Raw genomic sequence first — 19,185 nt, forward strand, 5'->3', positions numbered from 1 at the left:
CGCTACACCTCGATGACCGTCGGCACGATCATCGGCTGACGGCGGTAGGTCTCCCCCACCCACTTGCCGACGGCTCGCCGCGCGGCCTGGGCGATGCGGTTGACGTCGGTCACCCGTTCCGCGACAAGCGCTTCGAGCGCCTCGTCGACTTTGCGGCAGGCAGGCTCCAGCGCCTTTGGGTCCTCGCTGAATCCGCGCGAGTGTAGATGCGGCGGTGCCGCGGGCTTGCCGGTACCACGCTGGACCACGACGGTGATACCGATGAATCCCGAAGAGAGCGTGAGCCGGTCACCGACCACGGCGTCGCCCACATCCCCGGTGACCAGACCGTCGACAAACATCTTGCCCGTCGGTACCGCACCGGCGATCGATGCTCGACCCGCCACCAGATCGACGCTGACACCGTTCTCGGCCAGCACGATGTTGTCCTCGGGAACGCCGGTGCGCGCCGCGAGACCCGCGTTGGCTCGCAGCATCCGCCAGGTGCCGTGGACGGGCATCACATTGCGCGGTCGCACGCCGTTGTAGAGGAAGAGCAACTCACCGGCATATGCGTGGCCCGAAACATGAACGCGCACTTGTGCATTTGTGACGACACGGGCGCCGATCTTGGCCAGCGCGTCGAGCACACCGAAGATCGCTTCCTCGTTGCCGGGTATCTGTGACGACGACATGATGATGAGGTCGCCCGCCGTCAGGGTGATGCTGCGATGCTCACCCCGCGACATCCGCGACAGCGCCGCCATCGGCTCGCCTTGGGTTCCCGTGGTGACGAGCACGACCCGCTCGGGCGCCATCATCTCCGCGGCGCCGATGTCGATGATGTCGTCATCGTTGGTCAGCGTCAGGTAGCCAAGCTCCTTGGCGATTCCCATGTTGCGGACCATCGACCGGCCGACAAATGCCACCTTGCGGCCGAGCGCCACCGAGGCGTCGATGATCTGTTGCACGCGACCGACGTTCGATGCGAAGCAGGCCACGATGACGCGTCCCTGAGCGCTGCGGATCAGCCGGTGCATGTTCGGCCCGATCTCGCTTTCCGACGGTCCGACACCGGGAATCTCGGCGTTGGTGGAGTCGCACAGGAAAAGGTCCACTCCAGCATCGCCCAGTCGTGACATGCCTGGCAGATCGGTGGGCTTGCCGTCGGGCGGGGACTGGTCGAGCTTGATGTCCCCGGTGTGCAGCACGGTGCCGGCGCCGGTGTGTATGGCGATCGCCAGACAACCGGGTATCGAGTGGTTGACCGCGAAGTATTCGCATTCGAACACGCCGTGTCTGGAGCTCTGGCCCTCGTCGACTTCGATGAACACCGGCTTGATCCGGTGTTCACGACACTTCTCGGCAACCAGCGCGAGCGTGAACTTCGAACCGACCACCGGGATGTCGTGTCGCAGCTTCAGCAGGAAGGGGATGGCACCGATGTGGTCCTCGTGCGCATGGGTGAGCACCAGGGCTTCCACGTCGTCGAGGCGGTCCTGGATGAGGCGCAGGTCGGGCAGAATCAGATCGACGCCGGGCTCGTCGTGCGTCGGGAACAACACACCGCAGTCGACTATCAGGAACCGGCCGAGATGCTCGAAAACGGTCATGTTACGGCCGATTTCGCTGATTCCGCCGAGCGCGGTGACCCGCAATGCGCCGGGAGCCAGTGGCCCCGGTGGGTTGAGTTCTTCGTTCACTACCGCAGCACCGCGGCCGCCCGCATATCGGCGGCCAGCGCGTCGAGTTGTTCGGCCGTGGCGGGCATCTGCGGCAGCCTCGGGTCACCGGCCTCGAAGCCCTGCAGCCGCAGACCCGCCTTCGACAGCGTCACCCCACCGAGACGTGCCTGAGCGTCGCTCAACGGCCCCAGCGTTACGTTGATCTTGCGGGCCGTCGCGATATCGCCGGACTGGAAGGCCGACAACATGTCCCGCAGCTGGCTCGCGGCTAGATGAGCCCAGACACTGACGAAGCCGACGGCCCCCATCGCGAGCCACGGCAGGTTCAGCGCGTCGTCGCCGGAGTAGTAGGCCAACCCGGTTTCGCCGATGATCTGGCCGCCACCATGCAGATCACCCTTGGCATCCTTGACGGCCACGATGTTGGGATGCTCGGCAAGCTTGCGCATGGTGTCCCACATGATCGGGATGACCGACCGCGGCGGGATGTCGTACAGGATGACCGGCAGGTCCGTCGCATCGGCGATCGCATTGAAGTGCGCAACCAGGCCGGCCTGCGGCGGCCGCGAGTAGTAAGGCGTCACCGCCAACAGCCCGTGGGCACCCTCGGCGGCCGCGAGCTTGGCTCCGTGCACACTGTGGGCAGTGTCGTACGTACCGACGCCGGCGACGATGCGCGCGCGGTCGCCGACGGCCTCGAGCACGGCCCGTACCAGCGCAAGCTTCTCTTCGTCGGTGGTCGTCGGCGATTCACCGGTCGTCCCCGACAGCACCAGACCGTCACACCCGGAGTCGACGAGTCGATTCGCCAACCTGGCCGCGGCGTCGGTATCCAGCGAGCCGTCGGGCTTGAACGGAGTCACCATTGCGGTCAGCACGGTGCCCAACTGGGCCGTTACGTCGATTCCGCTGGTGCTCACGGGGCTCAGATTACTCGCTTACCGTCACGCTTCAGTGGCCAGAGGGGACGTGGCGACCTCGGTGCCGTCCGCCAGCGCAGAGATTTCGAAGTCGCTGAATACCTGCGGTGCGACATCGACGAGTCGGCGCAGGCATTCGATGGCCAGCCGGCGGATCTCCACGTCGGCGTGTTCACTGGCCCGCATCGCGATGAAGTGCCGCCATGCCCGGTAGTTGCCGGTGACGACGATCCGGGTCTCGGTGGCGTTCGGCAGGACCGCCCGCGCGGCCTGGCGTGCCTGTTTGCGCCGAAGGACCGCGTTAGGTTGATCGGCGAATTTGGCCTCGAGGCGGTCGAGCAGTTCGATGTAGGTGGATCGGCTGGCGTCGGCGGCGGCGGCGAAGATCTCCGTCAGCTCGGGGTCGTCCTCGATACCCGGAGGCACCACCACCTGAGCGTCGCGCTCGGGGACGTAGCGCTGCGACAGCTGGGAGTAGGAGAAGTGCCGGTGGCGGATCAGCTCGTGGGTGCATGACCGCGAAATCCCGGTGATGTAGAAGGAAACCGACGCGTGCTCGAGCACCGAGAAGTGCCCGACGTCGATGATGTGCCGGATGTAGGCCGCGTTTGTGGCGGTTCGCGGATTCGGCTTGGACCAGCTCTGATAGCACGCACGACCGGCGAATTCGACGAGTGCCGGCCCGCCGTCGGCGTCCGTGCTCCACGGCACATCCGGCGGCGGGGTGAACTCGGTCTTGGCGATCAGTTGGACGCGCAGAGGCGTGGTCTCGGCCACGGCTCACCCTAACGTGGACCAGGTTTCGGCCTCGGGCGCAGCGGGAACAAACCCCTTCTCAATCGGTGTTACTCAAGGACCGATCTTGAGAGGGAGTGTGACTGATGGCAACCGATTACGACGCACCCCGCGTGAAGGACAGCGACGAGGCGGTCGACGAGTCGCTCGAGGCGATCGCTGCAAAGCGCCGCGGACAGGTCGATGTGGCGGTGCTCGACGTCGACGACGGCGACCCGGTCGACTCGATCGACCTACCCGACGTCGACCTGTCGGGTGAGGAGCTCACCGTCCGGGTGATTCCCAAGCAGGCCGACGAGTTCACCTGCTCGAGTTGCTTCCTGGTGCAGCATCACAGCCGGCTGGCCCTGCGGTCGGGCGACCGGATGGTCTGCGCCGACTGCGCCTGACGCTCAACCGAGCGGGGCTCGAGTGTGCGAAACCGGTGCACAAGGAAGGGACCGCATGACCAGAGACGAGATCACCGCCGAGATCACCGCGGCGCGACTGGCGAAGGGGCTCAGCTGGCAGGAGCTCGCCGACGCCATCGACAAGCCGGTGGTGTGGACGGTCGCAGCCCTGCTCGGCCAACACCCGATTCCGGTCGAGGCCGGCGAGGTGGTCGTGGAGATGCTCGGGCTCGACAACGCGGCGATACCGGTGTTGGCGGCGGTTCCCATGCGCGGCGGCCTGCCGACTGCGGTACCCACCGACCCGACGATCTACCGCTTCTACGAGGCACTCCAGGTCTATGGAGGCGCCATCAAGGAGCTCATCCATGAGAAATTCGGCGACGGCATCATGAGTGCCATCAATTTCAGTGTCGATGTTCAGCGCAAGCCGCATCCCGGCGGCGACCGCGTCGTGGTGACGTTCGACGGCAAGTTCCTGCCTTACGACTGGACCGCGGCTCAAGAGTAGGACCGGCCGTTCGGCGGGCCAGTGTCGTGGCTATGGCAGGCACCGGAAGATATGGCTGTATGGCTTTGTTGGTATGGTTGCCCATATGAAGACGACGGTCAATCTTCCCGATGAGTTGCTGCGAGAAGCTCAGGATCTCGCGCGCCGGGAAGGTACTACGTTGCGGGCGTTGATCGAAACCGGGCTACGCGACGTCATCAAGCGGCAACGGGCAGGCGCTTCTTTCGTGCTTGCCGATGCCAGCGTCTCCGGGTGCGGCCTGCAACCGGAGTTCCGTAACGCATCGTGGGACAAGGTCCGCGACAGCGTCTATGGCAACCCGGCATGATCGCCGTTGACACAAATATTCTGGTCTACGCGCATCGACGCGACGCCCAGTTCCACACCGCGGCCGCCGAGCGGGTGAAATCACTTGCCGAAGGCCGGTCCGCCTGGGCAATACCCTGGCCATGTCTGCACGAGTTCTTTGCCATCTGCACACACCCCAGGATCTACGATCCGCCCAGCACTACCGGCCAAGCGATCGAACAAATCGATGCGTGGCTCGCATCCCCCGCACTGTCTTTGCTCGGCGAGCCGCCGGGTTACTGGGAGCGTCTCAAGACACTGCTCGAAGCGGGCAAGGTGGCCGGTCCGCTGGTGCATGACGCACGAATCGTCGCCTTATGCGGGTCACACGGCGTACGCGAATTATGGTCCGCCGACCGCGATTTCGGGCGGTTCAATTCGTCAGTGGCGGTTCGTAATCCATTGATTGCCTAAGCCGCATTGCTTCTTCCACACTGGGCAGAGCCGCGCGTAGCCCGTCTGCCAGATCGCCGCGCTCACCGACCACCACATCCGCCAGTCCCAGCCACGACGCCATCGACCGCAACTCAGCGGCCAGCGCCGACGCCACCCGCGGCCGCTCTGCACCTGGCTCAGCGAACGCGCCCACCACGTTCAAAGCGCCCGCCGTCCGATCGGCCTTCAAGTCCACCCGACCGACCAGTTCACCGTCGAGTAGAAACGGCCACACGTAGTAGCCGTACTGGCGCTTCGCAGCGGGCACGTAAATCTCGATGCGGTAATGGAATCCGAACAGCCGCTCGACTCGGGGCCGGAAGAAGATCAGCGGATCGAATGGACACAACAGCGCCGTCCCGCGGTCACGCCGCGGAATGACCTGTCCCGCCCGCAGATACGCCGGCGCCGCCCACCCGTCGACCTCGACCTGCTCCAACTCCCCGTCGGCAACGAGCTTGGCAACGGCCGGCTTGGCCTGGCCTGGCGACAGCCGGAAGTAGTCCCGAATGTCCGGCTCGGTCGCCACGCCCAGTGCACCGGCCGCGCGCAGCACCAGCTCACGCACGGCATCCTCGTCGTCGACCTCACGCGCCAACACTTCCGCCGGGAGCACCCGCTCGGCGAGGTCGTAATGCCGCGCGAAACCCACACGGGTGGCCGTCGCGAACACACCCGACGACCACAAAGCCTCGGTCACCCACTTGGTATCGCTGCGGTCCCACCACGGCCCCTTGCGACCGCGCTGTTCGGCGCCGAGGTACGCCGCGATCTGTCCGGCCGTCGACGGGCCCAACTCGGTCACCGCGGCGACGATCTGCTCGGCCAGCTTCTCGTTGCGTCTGACGATGTGGGTGCCCCATCGCCCGTGCGTGTACTCGCGCATGCGCCAACGCAGCAGCGGCCAGTCCTCGACGGCCATCAACGCGGCCTCGTGCGCCCAATATTCGACCAGCAGTCGCGGCGATCGCGCCGAGTGGCTCCACGCCGCCTGGTCCACCACGTCGCGGTTATAGGGTCCCAGCCGACTGAACACCGGCGCGTAATGCGCGCGCACCGACACCGATACCGAGTCCAACTGCAGCACCTGGATCCGTGAGATCAGCCTGCGCAGGTGCGCACGGGTGACCGGACCGCTCGGCTTCGCCTCGGCGAAACCCTGCGCCGCGACGGCGATGCGTCGCGCCTGATCGGCCGTGAGTCTGGTCGGCACGCACCCATCGTGCCGCACACCACCGACAACTCAACCGCGTCGGTAGCGGAGAACGTCACAGCGATCGACGTTTCGCAGGCAAAGTGCGGGTGTAGGTCTGCAAAACGTCGATACGTGTGACGCACACGCACGTCACCGACCATCAGGCCCGCCGATAGCTGTAGAACCGGTAGCGCAGCCCCGACGTGCTGGTGAGCCAATCCCCCGCCGCGCCGATCCACGACTCGTCGAGCACCGGCGCCATCACGTCGGCATCCTGGCGCGGCAGGTCGACCTCGATCTCGGTCACCTCGCAGCGCGTGGCGATCGGCAGCGCCGCCGCGTAGATCTGCGCGCCGCCGATCACCCAGATCAGGTCATCGGTCAACGTGTCCTCCAGCGACGCCACCACGTCTGCGCCGTCGGCCGCATAGCCGGACCTGCGGGTGAGCACGACGTTCCGACGCCCCGGCAGCGGGCGCACCTTGGCGGGCAACGACTCCCACGTCAACCGGCCCATCACGACCGTGTGGCCCATCGTGAGTCCCTTGAAGCGGGCCTGGTCCTCCGGCAAGCGCCACGGGATACCGCCGTCGCGCCCGATGACACCCGAGGTGGACTGGGCCCAGATCAGCCCCACGCTCATACAGCCACGGGCGCCTTGATCGCCGGGTGCGGATCGTAGTTGAGGATAGCGACGTCTTCGTAGGTGTAGTCGAAGATCGAATCCCGCGGCGCCAGAACGAGTTCCGGGTACGGCCGCGGCTCGCGGCTGAGCTGCAACTGCACCTGCTCGACGTGGTTGTCGTAGATGTGGCAGTCGCCGCCGGTCCAGACGAACTCGCCGACATCCAGACCGGCCTGCGCGGCCATCATGTGGGTCAGCAACGCATAGCTGGCGATGTTGAACGGAACCCCCAGGAAGAGGTCCGCGCTGCGCTGGTAGAGCTGACACGAGAGCCGGCCGTCGGCCACATAGAACTGGAAGAACGCGTGGCACGGCGGCAGCGCCATCTGCGGGATCTCCCCGACGTTCCACGCCGAGACGATGTTGCGACGCGAGTCCGGGTCGGTCTTCAGCAGCTCCAGCGCGGCACTGATCTGGTCGATGTGCTCACCCGACGGGGTTGGCCACGACCGCCACTGCACTCCGTAGATGGGTCCGAGATCCCCTGTCGGAGAAGCCCATTCGTCCCAGATGGTGACGCCATGCTCCTGTAGCCAACGCACATTCGAGTCGCCGCGCAGAAACCACAGCAGTTCGTAGACGATCGACTTGGTGTGCACCTTCTTGGTGGTGATCAGCGGAAAGCCGGCCGCGAGGTCGTATCGCATCTGGTGGCCGAACAAGCTACGGGTACCGGTGCCGGTGCGGTCCGACTTGGGCGTTCCACGCTCCATCACCAGCCGCAGTAGATCCTCGTAGGGCGTGACGATCGGCACGCCGGTCAGCTTACTTGCAGACCGGGCGAGTAGAACGGTAGCCATGCCGAGCATCTCCGCGACCGTCACCACGCCCGACGGCACCTGCCCTGTCACCCTGCACACCCCCAACGGCGCCGGGCCGTGGACCGGAGTCGTGATGTACGTCGACGCCGGTGGCGTGCGCGACACCTTCCAGGAGATGGCGGCCCGCCTGGCCGGCTTCGGCCACGCGGTGCTGCTGCCCGACGTGTACTACCGCCATGGCGACTGGGAGCCCTTCGACATGCGGACGGCATTCACCGATCCGCAGCAGCGCACGCGACTGTTCGGGATGATCTCGTCGATCACCCCCGAGATGATGGCCACCGACGCCGCGGCGTTCTTCGACTTCCTGGCCGGCCGTCCCGAGGTCAAGGGCGACACGTTCGGCGTGTGCGGCTACTGCATGGGTGGCCGGACCTCGGTCGTCGTCGCCGGCCGGGTGCCCGACCGCGTCGCCGCAGCCGGCTCCTTTCACGCCGGCGGTCTGGTCACCGACGATCCCGCCAGCCCGCATCTGCTGGCGGACCGGATCAAGGCCACCGTCTACGTCGCCGGCGCTGCCAAGGACCGCGCGTTCACGCCCGACGATGCCGAGACCCTCGACAAGGCGCTGACCGCAGCCAACGTCGCCCACACTGTGGAGTTCTATCCCGCCGAACACGGGTTCGCGGTGCCCGACAATGCGCCGTACGACGAGGAGGCCGCCGAGCGTCATTGGATCGCGCTGCAGGAACTGTTCGAATCCGCCTTGCCCAATTGATGCCCAATTGCAGCTGTCCGAGCACACCGCGCGGCATCGATACGCAACGATGATCCGATGGACGGTTTCGAATCCGGCGCTCACCAGGACTACGACGACGTCGGCTCGCGTATCGACCCGGTGCTCGCCCGCAGCTGGCTTCTGGTCAACGGCGCGCAGTACGAGCGGTTCGCGCCGGCGGTGCGGTCCCGAGCGGACATCGTCGTCCTGGACATCGAAGATGCGGTCGCGCCGAAGGACAAGGTCCTGGCCCGGGACAACGTGGTCCGCTGGCTCGACGAGGGGAACACCGACTGGGTCCGCGTCAATGGGTTCGGCACGCCATGGTGGGCAGACGATCTCGACACTCTGGGAAAGACGTCGGTCGGCGGAGTGATGCTCGCGATGGTCGAATCGGTCGACCACGTCACCGAGACCGCCAACCGGCTGCCGAACGTGCCGATCGTCGCGCTGGTCGAAACGGCGCGGGGGCTGGAGCGCATCACCGCTATCGCCGCGGCCAAAGGCACGTTCCGGCTCGCCTTCGGTATCGGCGACTTCCGGCGCGACACCGGCTTCGGCGAGAGCCCGACCACTCTGGCGTATGCGCGGTCGCGGTTCACGATCGCCGCGAAAGCCGCCCACCTGCCGAGCGCGATCGACGGCCCTACGGTCGGTTCGAGTGCGCTGAAGCTCAGCGAGGCCACCGCCGTCAGCGCCGAGTTCGGCATGACCGGCAAGATCTGCCTGACACCCGAGCAGTGCGCCACCGTCAACGAAGGACTCTCCCCGTCCCCCGAAGAGATCGCTTGGGCCAAGGAGTTTTTCACCGAGTTCGAACGCGACGGCGGCGAGATCCGAAACGGCTCGGACCTACCCCGCATCGCGAGGGCCAACAAGATCCTCGAACTGGCCCGGGCGTACGGCATCGAGGTGTCCGAGTTCGACGACGTCGACGATCCGGCACACATTCCGGCGCCGTCGGACACCTACCACTACTGACGCTTGGCGGGCTCGCTGTCGTCGCGGTGCAGGAAGCGGCGGACCGCGCGCAGGATGCCCCGGCCCGCGTAGATGCCCGCGGCGACGGAGACCACGATCATCGCGATGAACATCACCAGCCAGTTGGATCGGCTGTGGCTAACGTTCCACCAGATGTAGGTGAACAGCAGAGCGCAGATGAAGACCACGATGTCGCGCCAATTGCCTTTGTACGACATCGCCGCCTCGCGCAGTTCGCGACTGCGTTCGCCGGCCGAGATCAGATCGTCGATGCGCTCGTCGATGCTGGCTTGCAGCCGGGCCCGGCGCTCGACCTGCTCTGCGGGGATCCGATCCAGCAGGTCGAGATCCTTGGTGATCAAACCCCGGACGTCGGGCGGCTTGAGATTTCCTGCGATCACACCCAACATGGCACCGCCCGCGATAGGCGCAGCGCCCAGTGCGAGATCGGCAATACCCGGCATGCCTAGTCCTCCATCAGGGTCGCGGCCAATGTGCCGCCCAATTCGTAGGCTCGCTCACGGACACCGGCGTCGACGGGTCCGACAACCTCGAGCACATCCGCCACCTTGGACAGTGCCAGCCCGGCAGCGAGCTTGTCCACCGCGTTGACCGCGCCGACCGTGTCGTTGTTGCCGTGCACCCATAACCCGTACGGGCGTCCGCCGACGTGGTCGAGGCTCGGGTAGTACACGGTGTCGAAGAAGTGCTTGAGTGCGCCGCTCATGTACCCGAAGTTCGCGGTTGTCCCGAACAGGTAGCCGTCGGCGTCGAGCATGTCGGGCAGGGTTGCGGCCAACGCGGGTCTGACGACGACGTCGACGCCGGTGATCTCGGGGTCCTTGGCGCCGTCGACGACGGCCTCGAGCAACTCGCGGGTGCCGGGCGATGGAGTGTGATGGACGACCAACAGCGTCTTGCTCATCGGCGCTCCTCCAGTTCGACGGCCTTCTTCATCGCCTCCCGCGCGCGACTGCGGTCACCGGCGTAGTCGTACGCCCGTGCCAGTCGATACCAGCGCCGCCAGTTGTCCGGGTCCTTCTCCAATTCTTCGCGCACGGTCGCGAACAGTGCATCGGCGGCGTCTCGCTGGATCCGCCCCGACGCCATCCGCGGCAGCGCGCTGACGTCGAGTTCCAGGCCCTCGTCTCGGACGATGCGCGCGAGCCGCTGATGGGTCAGGCCCGCGCGCAGCGTGCTGAGCATGGCCCACAGCCCGATCAGCGGCAGGATCATCAGCGCCAAACCCAAGCCGACGGCGGCCGGCTCCCCGGTGGTGACGAACGCCATCGCAATGCGCCCGAGCAGCACGAAGTAGACGACCAGCGCAACGCACATGAAGCCGATCAGCAGTTGAATGCGCAGTGCGCGACCGCCGTCGGCCATTACAGGTCGAGAAGCGGCTCGATACCCACCGTGAGCCCGGGGCGCTCGGCCACCCGCCGAACCGCGAGCAGAACTCCGGGCACGAACGAGGTCCGGTCCAGGCTGTCGTGCCGAATCGTCAGCGTCTCCCCCTGCGTGCCGAAAAGCACCTCCTGGTGGGCGACGAGCCCCGCCAAGCGCACGGAGTGCACCGGCACACCGTACACATCGGCGCCGCGAGCGCCTTCCAAACCGGTGCTGGTGGCATCCGGATTGGGCGGCATGTCTTTTCGCGCCTCGGCGATGAGCCGCGCGGTGCGTGCCGCAGTGCCGGACGGCGCATCGGCCTTGTGCGGGTGGTGAAGTTCGATGACTTCGACGGACTCGAAGTAGCGGGCGGCCTGCTGCGCGAAATGCATCGACAACACCGCGCCGATCGCGAAGTTGGGCGCGATGAGAACCGCGGCGTCCGGTTCGGCGTCCAACCACTGACGGACCTGTGCCAACCGGTCGTCGGTGAACCCGGTGGTGCCGACGACGGCGTGTATTCCGTTCTCGATGAGGAACTGGAGGTTGTCCATCACCACGTCGGGATGGGTGAAGTCGATGACGACCTCGGTCTGGGCGTCGACAAGCCGGCTCAGCGGGTCGCCGGCGTCGACGCCGGCCGTGAACGTCAGATCGTCGGCGGCCTCGACGGCCTCGACCATCGTGGTCCCTACCTTGCCCTTGGCGCCCAGTACTCCGACTCGCATGGGGTCACCCTATCCGGCCACGGCATGGGCGACCCTCCCCTACCATCGGCGCATGCAGGGCGCCAAGATACTGGTCACCGGTGCGACGGGTCAGGTCGCGGCCCCCCTCGCCGAGGCGCTCGTCGTCGACAACGAGGTGTGGGGCATCGCCCGGTTCACCGATGCCACGGCCCGCGACGGGCTCGCAGCGGCCGGGGTGCGCTGTGAAACCGTCAACATGGCGGCAGGGGTTTTCGACTCTCTGCCAAGAGATTTCGACTATGTGCTCAACTTCGCGGTTGCCAAGAGCGGCCGCTGGGACAAGGACCTCGGCGCCAACGCGGAATCGGTCGGCCTGCTGATGGCCCACTGCCCTGACGCCAAAGCGTTCCTGCACTGCTCGTCGGCCGCCGTCTACGACCCGCCCCACGACGAGCCGCGAACCGAGAACGCTGCTCTGGGCGACAACCACAAGCACCTGTTCCCGACGTATTCCATCTCCAAGATCGCCGGTGAGGTGGTCGCCCGGTCGATGGCCCGCGCGCTCGGCGTGCCGACGACGATCGCCCGGCTCAACGTCCCGTACGGGGACAACGGCGGGTGGCCGTTGTTTCACCTGGAGATGATCCTGGCCGGGATGCCGATCCCGGTGCCGCCGGGCGCAGCGGCGCTCTACAACCCGATCCACGAGCACGACATCATTGCGACCGTCCCGAAACTGCTTGCGGCCGCGTCTGTTCCCGCGACGACCATTAATTGGGCCGGCGAACAGACGATCAGCATCCAGGAGTGGTGCACCTACCTCGGCTCGCTGGTGGGCCGCGAGCCGGTGTTCGAGGTGGACGCGGATGCGTTGCGCGGCAACCCAGTTGACGTCAGCCGAATGAGGGAGCTCGTCGGCTCCACCACGGTCGACTGGCGCGACGGCCTGCGCCGCATGGCAACCAAGTTCCACCCGGATCTCGTCGGCACGTGAGACCGCTCGCCGGGGTTACAACGGCGAGGCGCCCCGCAGGTGCTCGAAGATCAGCGACGTCTGCGTACCCGCGACGTCCGCGTCGGCGTTGAGGTTCTCCACCACGAACGCCCGAAGGTCGTCGGTGTCTCGCGCGGCGACATGCAGGATGAAGTCGTCTGCGCCCGCCAGGAAGTACACGTTCATCACCTGCGGCATACGCCGGATCTGCTGGATGAAGCTGTGGATCTTGCCGCGCGCGCTGGACTGCAGGCTCACCGAGATCATGGCCTGGAGCGGCAGGCCGATCGCGGCCGGGTCGATGTCGGTGTAGAAACCGCGGATCACCCCCAGCTCCTGGAGCCGGCGCACCCGGCCGTGGCAGGTCGACGGTGCGATTCCCACGGCGTCGGCAAGCGCGTGGTTCGACATCCGCGCGTCGCGATGCAACGCGGTCAGGATCCGGCGGTCGACAGCGTCGACCGCGTACGGCCGAACATCCTTCGGCCGATCCGCCCTACCCGCGTCCGTTGTCGAAGAAGACGCCGTCACATGGCGACAATACAGAATTCTGAGCATGTTTGTTGCCGTGAATTCGAAGCTTCTTCAAACTGGAGGTACAGCGTCTTTGCGAGGAGCGGACATGCGCGTCGGCATCCCAACCGAGATCAAGAACAACGAGTTCCGGGTCGCCATCACCCCGGCGGGTGTCGCGGAGTTGGTGCATCACGGACACGAGGTGATCGTCCAATCCGGCGCGGGCGAGGGTTCGGCGATCGCGGACGCCGACTTCAAGCGCGCGGGCGCTCAGGTGATCACCAGCGCCGACCAGGTGTGGGCCGAGGCCGAACTGTTGCTCAAGGTCAAGGAACCGATCGACGCCGAGTACCACCGGATGCGCCACGGCCAGACCCTGTTCACGTATCTGCATCTGGCGGCGGCTCGCCCGTGCACCGATGCGCTGATGGCGTCCGGCGCGACGTCGATCGCGTACGAAACCGTCCAAACCGCCGACGGTGCACTTCCGCTGCTGGCCCCGATGAGCGAGGTGGCCGGGCGGTTGTCGGCACAGGTCGGCGCGTATCACCTGATGTCCAGCCACGGCGGCCGGGGCGTGTTGATGGGAGGCGTGCCGGGTGTCGCGCCCGCCGACGTCGTCGTGATCGGCTGCGGCACCGCCGGCTACCACGCCGCGCGGGTGGCTGCCGGCATGGGTGCGCACGTCACCGTGTTCGACGTCGACATCAACAAACTGCGCGAAATGGACGCCGAGTTCGGCGGCCGCATCGAGACCCGCTACTCGTCGATCCTCGAACTCGAGGACGCCGTCAAACGCGCCGACCTGGTGATCGGTGCGGTGCTGGTGCCGGGTGCCAAGACGCCCAAACTGGTGACGAATTCGACCGTCGCCCACATGAAGCCGGGCGCGGTGCTGGTCGACATCGCGATCGACCAGGGCGGTTGCTTCGAGGACTCCCGACCGACCACCCACGACGATCCGACGTTCGCCGTGCACGACACCGTTTTCTATTGCGTCGCCAACATGCCCGGCGCCGTGCCCCGCACCTCCACCTACGCCCTGACGAACGCCACCATGCCCTACGTGCTGAGGTTGGCCGACCAGGGCTGGCGGGCGGCGTGCCGGGCGGATGCCGCGCTGGCCAAGGGCCTGTCCACGCATGCCGGGGCGCTGCTGTCCGAACGCGTCGCGGCCGATCTCGGCCTGCCGTACACCGATCCGGCGTCAGTGCTGGTCTAGACCGTGCGCGCGCGGTTGTGCGCCCGGTGCCCGTCCCGTACCGGGCCGAAATGATAGGGATTCGCCCGATTCCTCCGCCGCCGTTGGTGCCATACCGTTGACGTCAGCGGCTGGCGCCGGGGGGCGCATGGGGGGACAGCCGCTCCACCGGTCGCCCCCGGCCGCGGGGGGTCGGGGCGGCTCGGGGGCCACGGATCAGGCGAGCAGCGCCGCAACGAGCAGGGCGGCCAGCTCGCCGATCAGTGGCCGCATGTTCGGTGCATTCGGGTCGTTCCCAGCGGATCGCGTCATCACCGCCAGCAGTAGCCGTCGACCGTCGGGACCAAACGCGACGCCCACGTCGTTGGTGCTGCCGTAGTCGCCGCTGCCGGTCTTGTCGGCCGTCGTCCATCCCGGCGCGAGCGCCGGTCGCACGCTTGACGTCTGATTGGCCCGCATCCAGTCCTCGAGCAGCCGGCGTTGCGGCTCCGCGAGCACGGCGCCGGTGAGCATCGACCGGTAGCCGCCGCCGATGGCCTCCGGTGTGGTGGTGTCGCGAGGGTCGCCGGGAACTGCCGCGTTGAGCTCGACCTCCCAGCGGTCCAGCCGTGACCGTTGGTCGCCGATGCTGCGGGCGAAGTCGGTGATTGCGGGCGGCCCACCGATCGCCCGGAGCAGCAGGTTGCCTGCGGCGTTGTCGCTTCTCTGCAGGGCCGCTTCACACAGTTCGGCAAGTGTCATCGTCTGCCCGACCCGAGTCTGGGTGACCGGCGAGTTGGGCACGATGTCGCTCTGCTCGACGGCCACGCGATCCGACAGCGCGAGCTCGCCGCGCTCGGCTTTCTGCAGGATCCGCGCGGCGGCGTAGCCCTTGAACGTCGAGCACATCGCGAACGGCTCCTGCGCGCGGTGCGCGATGGCCCGTCCGGTGTCCAGGTTGACGGCGAAAACCCCGATGAGCGCATTGTGCTGACGCTCGAATTCGCCGATCCGGGCGTCGATCGGCGGCACGGCGCGGGGATCGGCCACCGCTTGCTTTTCGGTGCAGGCGGCGACGGCTGCCAGCGTCAGGCCGCCGATCAGGACATGCCGCCTCGACAGTCGAATCATCGGCCCAACGGTAGTCGATCAGCTCGCGATCGACCGAAGCGGCTGTGGCAGCGACCTTTTCGACCTTTGCGGCCCCAGCACCGCGCCACCGTAGGGCCGGCTCAACAATTTCCGGGCGACCGCGTTGACCTCGTCGAGCGTCACCGCATCGATGTTCGCCAGCGTCTGTTCGATGGTGCGGTGCTCACCGAAATGCAGTTCGCTGCGGCCGATGCGGTTCATCCGCGAGCCGGAATCCTCGAGGCCGAGCACCAGACCGCCCCTCAGCGATCCCTTCGCGATCCGGCATTCCGCCTCGCTGATGCCGTCGCGGGCCACCGCCTGCAGGACATCGGTGGTCACCCGGACCACTTCGTTGAATCGTTCCGGCAGACAACCCGCGTAGACCGACAGCGCCCCGCTGTCGGAGAACGTGTCCACCGTCGAGTACACCGAGTACGCCAGCCCGCGGGTCTCGCGGATCTCCTGGAACAGCCGCGAGCTCAGCCCACCACCCAACGCGGTGTTGAGCACCGACAGCGCCCACCGGTGTTCCCAGTGCCGCCCCGGCGTGCGCACACCCAGCGTCAGGTGGGTCTGCTCGGCGTCACGGCTGACCAGCTGCAGGCTGGGCCGCCCACCGACCCGGCCGCTGCCCTTGCGGGGCGGCACCGGCGTGCGCCCACGGACCAGCCGAGCGCCGAAGTACTCGCGCGTGAGCGCCACCACCTCGTCATGGTCGACGTTGCCCGCGACCGCCAGCACCATCCGCTCGGGGGTGTAGCGCCGGAGGTGGAACGAATGCAGTTGCGCGCGGGACATCTCCGAAATCGACTTCACGCTGCCGATCACCGGACGGCCCACCGGATGAGAGCCGAACATCGCCGACAGGAACACGTCGCCGAGGGTGTCCTCGGGATCGTCGTCGCGCATCGCGATCTCCTCGAGCACCACGTCGCGTTCGACCTCGACATCCTCGACGGCGCACTGGCCGCGCAATACCACGTCGGCGACCAGGTCGACGGCCAGCTCCAGGTCGGAGTCGAGCACATGCGCGTAGTAGCAGGTGTGCTCCTTGGCGGTGAACGCGTTCAATTCACCGCCGACCGCGTCGACGGCCTGGGCGATGTCCACCGCGGACCGCGTCGGCGTCGACTTGAACAGCAGGTGCTCCAGGAAGTGGGCCGCGCCCGCGACGCTGTGGCCCTCGTCGCGCGAACCGACGTTGACCCACAGCCCGACCGATGCCGAGTGCACCGACGGGATGTATTCGGTGACCACGCGCAGGCCACCGGGCAACACGGTGCGGCGCACCGCCAACGATGACCCGTCGCCGCGTGCGCTGCGGCGCAACTCCCTAGCTGCTCGCCGTGGCGGCATCTGCCGGTGCAGTGTCCGGTTTGGAAGCGTCTGCGGTGTCCTCTTCGGCGACCAGGATCAGCGAGATCTTGCCCCGGTTGTCGATGTCGGCGATCTCCACGCGCAGCTTGTCACCCACCTTGACGACGTCCTCGACCTTGGCAATCCGCTTTCCGCGGCCCAGCTTCGAGATGTGCACCAGCCCGTCCCGGCCCGGCAGCAGCGACACGAACGCACCGAAATCGGTTGTCTTGACGACGGTTCCGAGGAACCGCTCGCCGACCTTGGGCAGCTGCGGGTTGGCGATCGCGTTGATGCGGTCGATCGCCGCCTGGGCCGAGGGTCCGTCGGTCGCGCCGACGAACACGGTGCCGTCGTCCTCGATGGAGATCTGCGCGCCGGTGTCCTCGGTGATCTGGTTGATGATCTTGCCCTTGGGCCCGATCACCTCGCCGATCTTGTCCACCGGCACCTTGATCGTCGTGATCCGCGGTGCGTACGGGCTCATCTCGTCGGGCCCGTCGATCGCCTCGGCCATCACCTCGAGGATGGTCAGCCGGGCATCCTTGGCCTGGCTCAACGCGCCGGCCAGCACCTGCGACGGGATGCCGTCGAGCTTGGTGTCCAGCTGCAGCGCGGTGACGAACTCCTTGGTGCCCGCAACCTTGAAGTCCATGTCGCCGAACGCATCCTCGGCGCCGAGGATGTCGGTCAGCGCCACGAAGCGGCGCTCGCTCTTGCCGTCAACTTCGATGTCGTCGGACACGAGGCCCATCGCGATGCCCGCGACCGGTGCCTTCAGCGGCACACCGGCGTTGAGCAGTGCCAGCGTCGACGCACACACCGAGCCCATCGAGGTAGAACCGTTGGAGCTCAACGCCTCCGACACCTGACGGATCGCGTAGGGGAACTCCTCGACGCTCGGCAGCACCGGCATGATCGCCCGCTCCGCCAGCGCACCGTGGCCGATCTCGCGGCGCTTGGGTGAACCGACGCGGCCGGTTTCGCCGGTCGAATACGGCGGGAAGTTGTAGTGGTGCATGTAGCGCTTGCTGGTCTCGGGCCCCAGCGAGTCGATCTGCTGTGCCAGCTTCATCATGTCCAGCGTCGTGACGCCGAGAATCTGCGTCTCGCCACGCTCGAACAGCGCGCTGCCGTGCGCCCGGGGCACCACCGCCACTTCGGCGCTCAGCGCGCGGATGTCAGTGATACCGCGGCCGTCGATGCGGAAGTGGTCGGTCAGGATACGTTGGCGCACAAGCTTTTTGGTCAGCGACCGGAACGCGGCGCCGATCTCTTTCTCGCGGCCCGCGTACTGCTCGGCCAGCCGCTCGAGCACCTCGCCCTTGATCTCGTCGGTGCGGTCGTTGCGCTCCTGCTTGCCCGCGATGGTCAGCGCCTCCGACAGCGCTTCGGTGGCCACCGAGGCGACCGCGTAGTAGACGTCGTCGCCGTATTCGGGGAAGACCGGATACTCGCCGACCGGCCTCGCGGCGCGATCGGCCAGCTCCTGCTGCGCCTCGCACAGCACCTTGATGAACGGCTTGGCGGCCTCCAGGCCCTCGGCCACCACTGATTCTGTAGGAGCCGCCGACCCACCTTTGATGAGCTCGACGACGTTGTCGGTGGCCTCGGCCTCGACCATCATGATCGCGACGTCCCCATCTTCGAGGACACGGCCGGCGACAACCATGTCGAACACCGCCCGCTCGAGCTGCTCGACGGTCGGGAACGCGACCCACGTCCCGTCGATCAGCGCGACGCGCACGCCACCGACCGGGCCGGAGAACGGCAGGCCGGCGAGCTGGGTGGACGCCGAGGCCGCATTGATCGCGAGCACGTCGTACAGATCCTTGGGATCGAGCGACAGCACGGTCACCACGACCTGGATCTCGTTGCGCAGGCCGTCGACGAACGACGGGCGCAGCGGCCGGTCGATCAGCCGGCAGGTCAGGATCGCGTCAGTCGACGGGCGACCTTCGCGACGGAAGAACGAGCCGGGGATGCGGCCGGCGGCGTACATCCGCTCCTCGACGTCGACCGTCAGCGGGAAGAAGTCGAAGTGGTCCTTGGGATTCTTGCTGGCCGACGTGGCCGACAGCAGCATGGTCTCGTCGTCGAGATAGGCGACGGCCGAGCCGGCGGCCTGCTGGGCGAGCCGGCCGGTTTCGAAACGGATGGTGCGGGAGCCGAAGCTTCCGTTGTCGATCACGGCGGTCGCCTCGTACACGCCGTCTTCGATTTCAACTACAGACATGGGTGTCCGGATGGCCTCTCTGGGTTCAGTGCTTGCACTGTTCAGCTGTTTCGCGTCGTCACAGCTTTCGAACCACCGGCCTCGATGCGGCTACGGCCATCGATCGAAGCTGCCGGCAATTGTTTCCGGCAGCCACTACCGAAGACCGCGCGATCAAGCAGGTCCTGGTTATGACGCGCGGGAACGGTGCTCGCGGAACTGCGAAGACCGCACCCTGGTCGTTCGA

Annotated in this window: 22 protein-coding genes; 8 read left to right on the forward strand and 14 right to left on the reverse strand. The window is 66.9% G+C overall.

Annotated features, from left to right (window positions below; all coding sequences use genetic code 11):
• Positions 1-2: 2 nt before the first annotated feature.
• The 3 genes from AU187_RS11140 to thyX are packed head-to-tail and all read right to left on the reverse strand — an operon-like array spanning position 3 to position 3,361.
• Complete coding sequence (locus AU187_RS11140; RefSeq protein ID WP_059099793.1) at positions 3-1,682, reverse strand: ribonuclease J; 1,680 nt, start codon at positions 1,680-1,682, stop codon at positions 3-5.
• Positions 1,682-2,584: a 4-hydroxy-tetrahydrodipicolinate synthase gene (gene dapA, locus AU187_RS11145; RefSeq protein ID WP_059099792.1), complete on the reverse strand. Its 903-nt coding sequence runs from the start codon at positions 2,582-2,584 to the stop codon at positions 1,682-1,684. Before dapA ends, AU187_RS11140 begins: the two co-directional genes overlap by 1 nt.
• A 24-nt stretch (positions 2,585-2,608) precedes the next feature.
• Positions 2,609-3,361 (reverse strand): FAD-dependent thymidylate synthase, encoded by a 753-nt coding sequence (thyX, locus tag AU187_RS11150; RefSeq protein ID WP_059099791.1) that lies wholly within the window; start codon positions 3,359-3,361, stop codon positions 2,609-2,611.
• 104 nt (positions 3,362-3,465) lie between these two features.
• On the opposite strand from thyX, the gene AU187_RS11155 reads away from it, so the two are divergent.
• From AU187_RS11155 to AU187_RS11170, 4 genes are all read left to right on the forward strand, one after another.
• Positions 3,466-3,768: a DUF4193 domain-containing protein gene (locus tag AU187_RS11155; RefSeq protein ID WP_059099790.1), complete on the forward strand. Its 303-nt coding sequence runs from the start codon at positions 3,466-3,468 to the stop codon at positions 3,766-3,768.
• Between the two features lie 55 nt (positions 3,769-3,823).
• The gene (gene cynS, locus AU187_RS11160; RefSeq protein ID WP_059099789.1) at positions 3,824-4,279 is read left to right on the forward strand and encodes a cyanase; all 456 of its coding nucleotides are present in this window, start codon (positions 3,824-3,826) and stop codon (positions 4,277-4,279) included.
• A gap of 85 nt (positions 4,280-4,364) precedes the next feature.
• Entirely contained in the window at positions 4,365-4,607 is a 243-nt protein-coding gene (locus AU187_RS11165) for a type II toxin-antitoxin system VapB family antitoxin (protein WP_197413441.1), read from the forward strand.
• Complete coding sequence (locus AU187_RS11170) at positions 4,604-5,041, forward strand: type II toxin-antitoxin system VapC family toxin (RefSeq protein ID WP_059156983.1); 438 nt, start codon at positions 4,604-4,606, stop codon at positions 5,039-5,041. The genes AU187_RS11165 and AU187_RS11170 overlap by 4 nt, the downstream gene beginning before the upstream one ends.
• Here AU187_RS11170 and AU187_RS11175 read toward each other — a convergent pair.
• The 3 genes from AU187_RS11175 to AU187_RS11185 all read right to left on the reverse strand — a co-directional run bounded on the left by AU187_RS11175 (position 5,001) and on the right by AU187_RS11185 (position 7,697).
• Positions 5,001-6,275: a winged helix-turn-helix domain-containing protein gene (locus tag AU187_RS11175; protein ID WP_059166689.1), complete on the reverse strand. Its 1,275-nt coding sequence runs from the start codon at positions 6,273-6,275 to the stop codon at positions 5,001-5,003. The genes AU187_RS11170 and AU187_RS11175 overlap by 41 nt on opposite strands.
• A 142-nt stretch (positions 6,276-6,417) precedes the next feature.
• Entirely contained in the window at positions 6,418-6,900 is a 483-nt protein-coding gene (locus AU187_RS11180; RefSeq protein ID WP_059099786.1) for a dihydrofolate reductase, read from the reverse strand.
• A complete protein-coding gene (locus tag AU187_RS11185) occupies positions 6,897-7,697 on the reverse strand; it encodes a thymidylate synthase (RefSeq protein WP_059099785.1) in 801 nt (266 codons plus the stop codon). The genes AU187_RS11180 and AU187_RS11185 overlap by 4 nt, the downstream gene beginning before the upstream one ends.
• A gap of 43 nt (positions 7,698-7,740) precedes the next feature.
• Here AU187_RS11185 and AU187_RS11190 point away from each other — a divergent pair, with 43 nt between their 5' ends.
• Positions 7,741-8,481, forward strand: a complete 741-nt coding sequence (locus tag AU187_RS11190; RefSeq protein WP_059099784.1) for a dienelactone hydrolase family protein — start codon at positions 7,741-7,743, stop codon at positions 8,479-8,481.
• Positions 8,482-8,538: 57 nt separating this feature from the next.
• Positions 8,539-9,462, forward strand: a complete 924-nt coding sequence (locus AU187_RS11195) for an HpcH/HpaI aldolase/citrate lyase family protein (RefSeq protein ID WP_059099783.1) — start codon at positions 8,539-8,541, stop codon at positions 9,460-9,462.
• Here AU187_RS11195 and AU187_RS11200 read toward each other — a convergent pair.
• The 4 genes from AU187_RS11200 to dapB are packed head-to-tail and all read right to left on the reverse strand — an operon-like array spanning position 9,456 to position 11,582.
• Positions 9,456-9,926 (reverse strand): hypothetical protein, encoded by a 471-nt coding sequence (locus tag AU187_RS11200; protein ID WP_059099782.1) that lies wholly within the window; start codon positions 9,924-9,926, stop codon positions 9,456-9,458. The two genes, AU187_RS11195 and AU187_RS11200, sit on opposite strands and share 7 nt — an antisense overlap.
• 2 nt (positions 9,927-9,928) lie before the next feature.
• Positions 9,929-10,387: a flavodoxin family protein gene (locus AU187_RS11205; protein ID WP_059099781.1), complete on the reverse strand. Its 459-nt coding sequence runs from the start codon at positions 10,385-10,387 to the stop codon at positions 9,929-9,931.
• Positions 10,384-10,848: a hypothetical protein gene (locus tag AU187_RS11210; protein ID WP_059099780.1), complete on the reverse strand. Its 465-nt coding sequence runs from the start codon at positions 10,846-10,848 to the stop codon at positions 10,384-10,386. Before AU187_RS11210 ends, AU187_RS11205 begins: the two co-directional genes overlap by 4 nt.
• On the reverse strand, positions 10,848-11,582 hold the full coding sequence (gene dapB / locus AU187_RS11215; protein WP_059099779.1) for a 4-hydroxy-tetrahydrodipicolinate reductase: 735 nt from the start codon (positions 11,580-11,582) through the stop codon (positions 10,848-10,850). Before dapB ends, AU187_RS11210 begins: the two co-directional genes overlap by 1 nt.
• Before the next feature lie 52 nt (positions 11,583-11,634).
• Here dapB and AU187_RS11220 point away from each other — a divergent pair, with 52 nt between their 5' ends.
• A complete protein-coding gene (locus tag AU187_RS11220) occupies positions 11,635-12,537 on the forward strand; it encodes an NAD-dependent epimerase/dehydratase family protein (protein WP_059099778.1) in 903 nt (300 codons plus the stop codon).
• Between the two features lie 15 nt (positions 12,538-12,552).
• Here the strand turns inward: AU187_RS11220 and aldR are convergent, their stop codons facing one another.
• Positions 12,553-13,095 (reverse strand): HTH-type transcriptional regulator AldR, encoded by a 543-nt coding sequence (gene aldR / locus AU187_RS11225; protein ID WP_082683896.1) that lies wholly within the window; start codon positions 13,093-13,095, stop codon positions 12,553-12,555.
• Between the two features lie 64 nt (positions 13,096-13,159).
• Between aldR and ald the strand changes: the two genes are divergently transcribed.
• The gene (ald, locus tag AU187_RS11230) at positions 13,160-14,275 is read left to right on the forward strand and encodes an alanine dehydrogenase (RefSeq protein ID WP_059099776.1); all 1,116 of its coding nucleotides are present in this window, start codon (positions 13,160-13,162) and stop codon (positions 14,273-14,275) included.
• 195 nt (positions 14,276-14,470) lie between these two features.
• Here the strand turns inward: ald and bla are convergent, their stop codons facing one another.
• The 3 genes from bla to AU187_RS11245 are packed head-to-tail and all read right to left on the reverse strand — an operon-like array spanning position 14,471 to position 18,959.
• Entirely contained in the window at positions 14,471-15,364 is an 894-nt protein-coding gene (gene bla, locus AU187_RS11235) for a class A beta-lactamase (RefSeq protein ID WP_059099775.1), read from the reverse strand.
• Between the two features lie 18 nt (positions 15,365-15,382).
• Positions 15,383-16,723, reverse strand: a complete 1,341-nt coding sequence (locus AU187_RS11240; protein WP_082683897.1) for a M16 family metallopeptidase — start codon at positions 16,721-16,723, stop codon at positions 15,383-15,385.
• Positions 16,701-18,959: a polyribonucleotide nucleotidyltransferase gene (locus tag AU187_RS11245; protein ID WP_059099774.1), complete on the reverse strand. Its 2,259-nt coding sequence runs from the start codon at positions 18,957-18,959 to the stop codon at positions 16,701-16,703. The genes AU187_RS11240 and AU187_RS11245 overlap by 23 nt, the downstream gene beginning before the upstream one ends.
• Positions 18,960-19,185 lie beyond the last annotated feature (226 nt).

The sequence above is a fragment of the Mycobacterium sp. IS-1556 genome (assembly GCF_001499985.1).
In the GTDB taxonomy this organism is placed as follows: Bacteria; Actinomycetota; Actinomycetes; order Mycobacteriales; family Mycobacteriaceae; genus Mycobacterium.

What these genes read in the sequence shown, in the direction of transcription:
- AU187_RS11245 (WP_059099774.1), bottom strand. Translation starts at nt 18,959, where the DNA reads ATGTCTGTAGTTGAAATCGAAGACGGCGTGTACGAGGCGACCGCCGTG.
- AU187_RS11155 (WP_059099790.1), top strand. Translation starts at nt 3,466, where the DNA reads ATGGCAACCGATTACGACGCACCCCGCGTGAAGGACAGCGACGAGGCG.
- AU187_RS11180 (WP_059099786.1), bottom strand. Translation starts at nt 6,900, where the DNA reads ATGAGCGTGGGGCTGATCTGGGCCCAGTCCACCTCGGGTGTCATCGGG.
- dapB (WP_059099779.1), bottom strand. Translation starts at nt 11,582, where the DNA reads ATGCGAGTCGGAGTACTGGGCGCCAAGGGCAAGGTAGGGACCACGATG.
- AU187_RS11195 (WP_059099783.1), top strand. Translation starts at nt 8,539, where the DNA reads ATGGACGGTTTCGAATCCGGCGCTCACCAGGACTACGACGACGTCGGC.
- AU187_RS11220 (WP_059099778.1), top strand. Translation starts at nt 11,635, where the DNA reads ATGCAGGGCGCCAAGATACTGGTCACCGGTGCGACGGGTCAGGTCGCG.
- AU187_RS11170 (WP_059156983.1), top strand. Translation starts at nt 4,604, where the DNA reads ATGATCGCCGTTGACACAAATATTCTGGTCTACGCGCATCGACGCGAC.
- AU187_RS11210 (WP_059099780.1), bottom strand. Translation starts at nt 10,848, where the DNA reads ATGGCCGACGGCGGTCGCGCACTGCGCATTCAACTGCTGATCGGCTTC.
- aldR (WP_082683896.1), bottom strand. Translation starts at nt 13,095, where the DNA reads ATGCTCAGAATTCTGTATTGTCGCCATGTGACGGCGTCTTCTTCGACA.
- AU187_RS11205 (WP_059099781.1), bottom strand. Translation starts at nt 10,387, where the DNA reads ATGAGCAAGACGCTGTTGGTCGTCCATCACACTCCATCGCCCGGCACC.
- bla (WP_059099775.1), bottom strand. Translation starts at nt 15,364, where the DNA reads ATGATTCGACTGTCGAGGCGGCATGTCCTGATCGGCGGCCTGACGCTG.
- AU187_RS11240 (WP_082683897.1), bottom strand. Translation starts at nt 16,723, where the DNA reads ATGCCGCCACGGCGAGCAGCTAGGGAGTTGCGCCGCAGCGCACGCGGC.
- cynS (WP_059099789.1), top strand. Translation starts at nt 3,824, where the DNA reads ATGACCAGAGACGAGATCACCGCCGAGATCACCGCGGCGCGACTGGCG.
- ald (WP_059099776.1), top strand. Translation starts at nt 13,160, where the DNA reads ATGCGCGTCGGCATCCCAACCGAGATCAAGAACAACGAGTTCCGGGTC.
- AU187_RS11190 (WP_059099784.1), top strand. Translation starts at nt 7,741, where the DNA reads ATGCCGAGCATCTCCGCGACCGTCACCACGCCCGACGGCACCTGCCCT.
- AU187_RS11200 (WP_059099782.1), bottom strand. Translation starts at nt 9,926, where the DNA reads ATGCCGGGTATTGCCGATCTCGCACTGGGCGCTGCGCCTATCGCGGGC.
- AU187_RS11165 (WP_197413441.1), top strand. Translation starts at nt 4,365, where the DNA reads ATGAAGACGACGGTCAATCTTCCCGATGAGTTGCTGCGAGAAGCTCAG.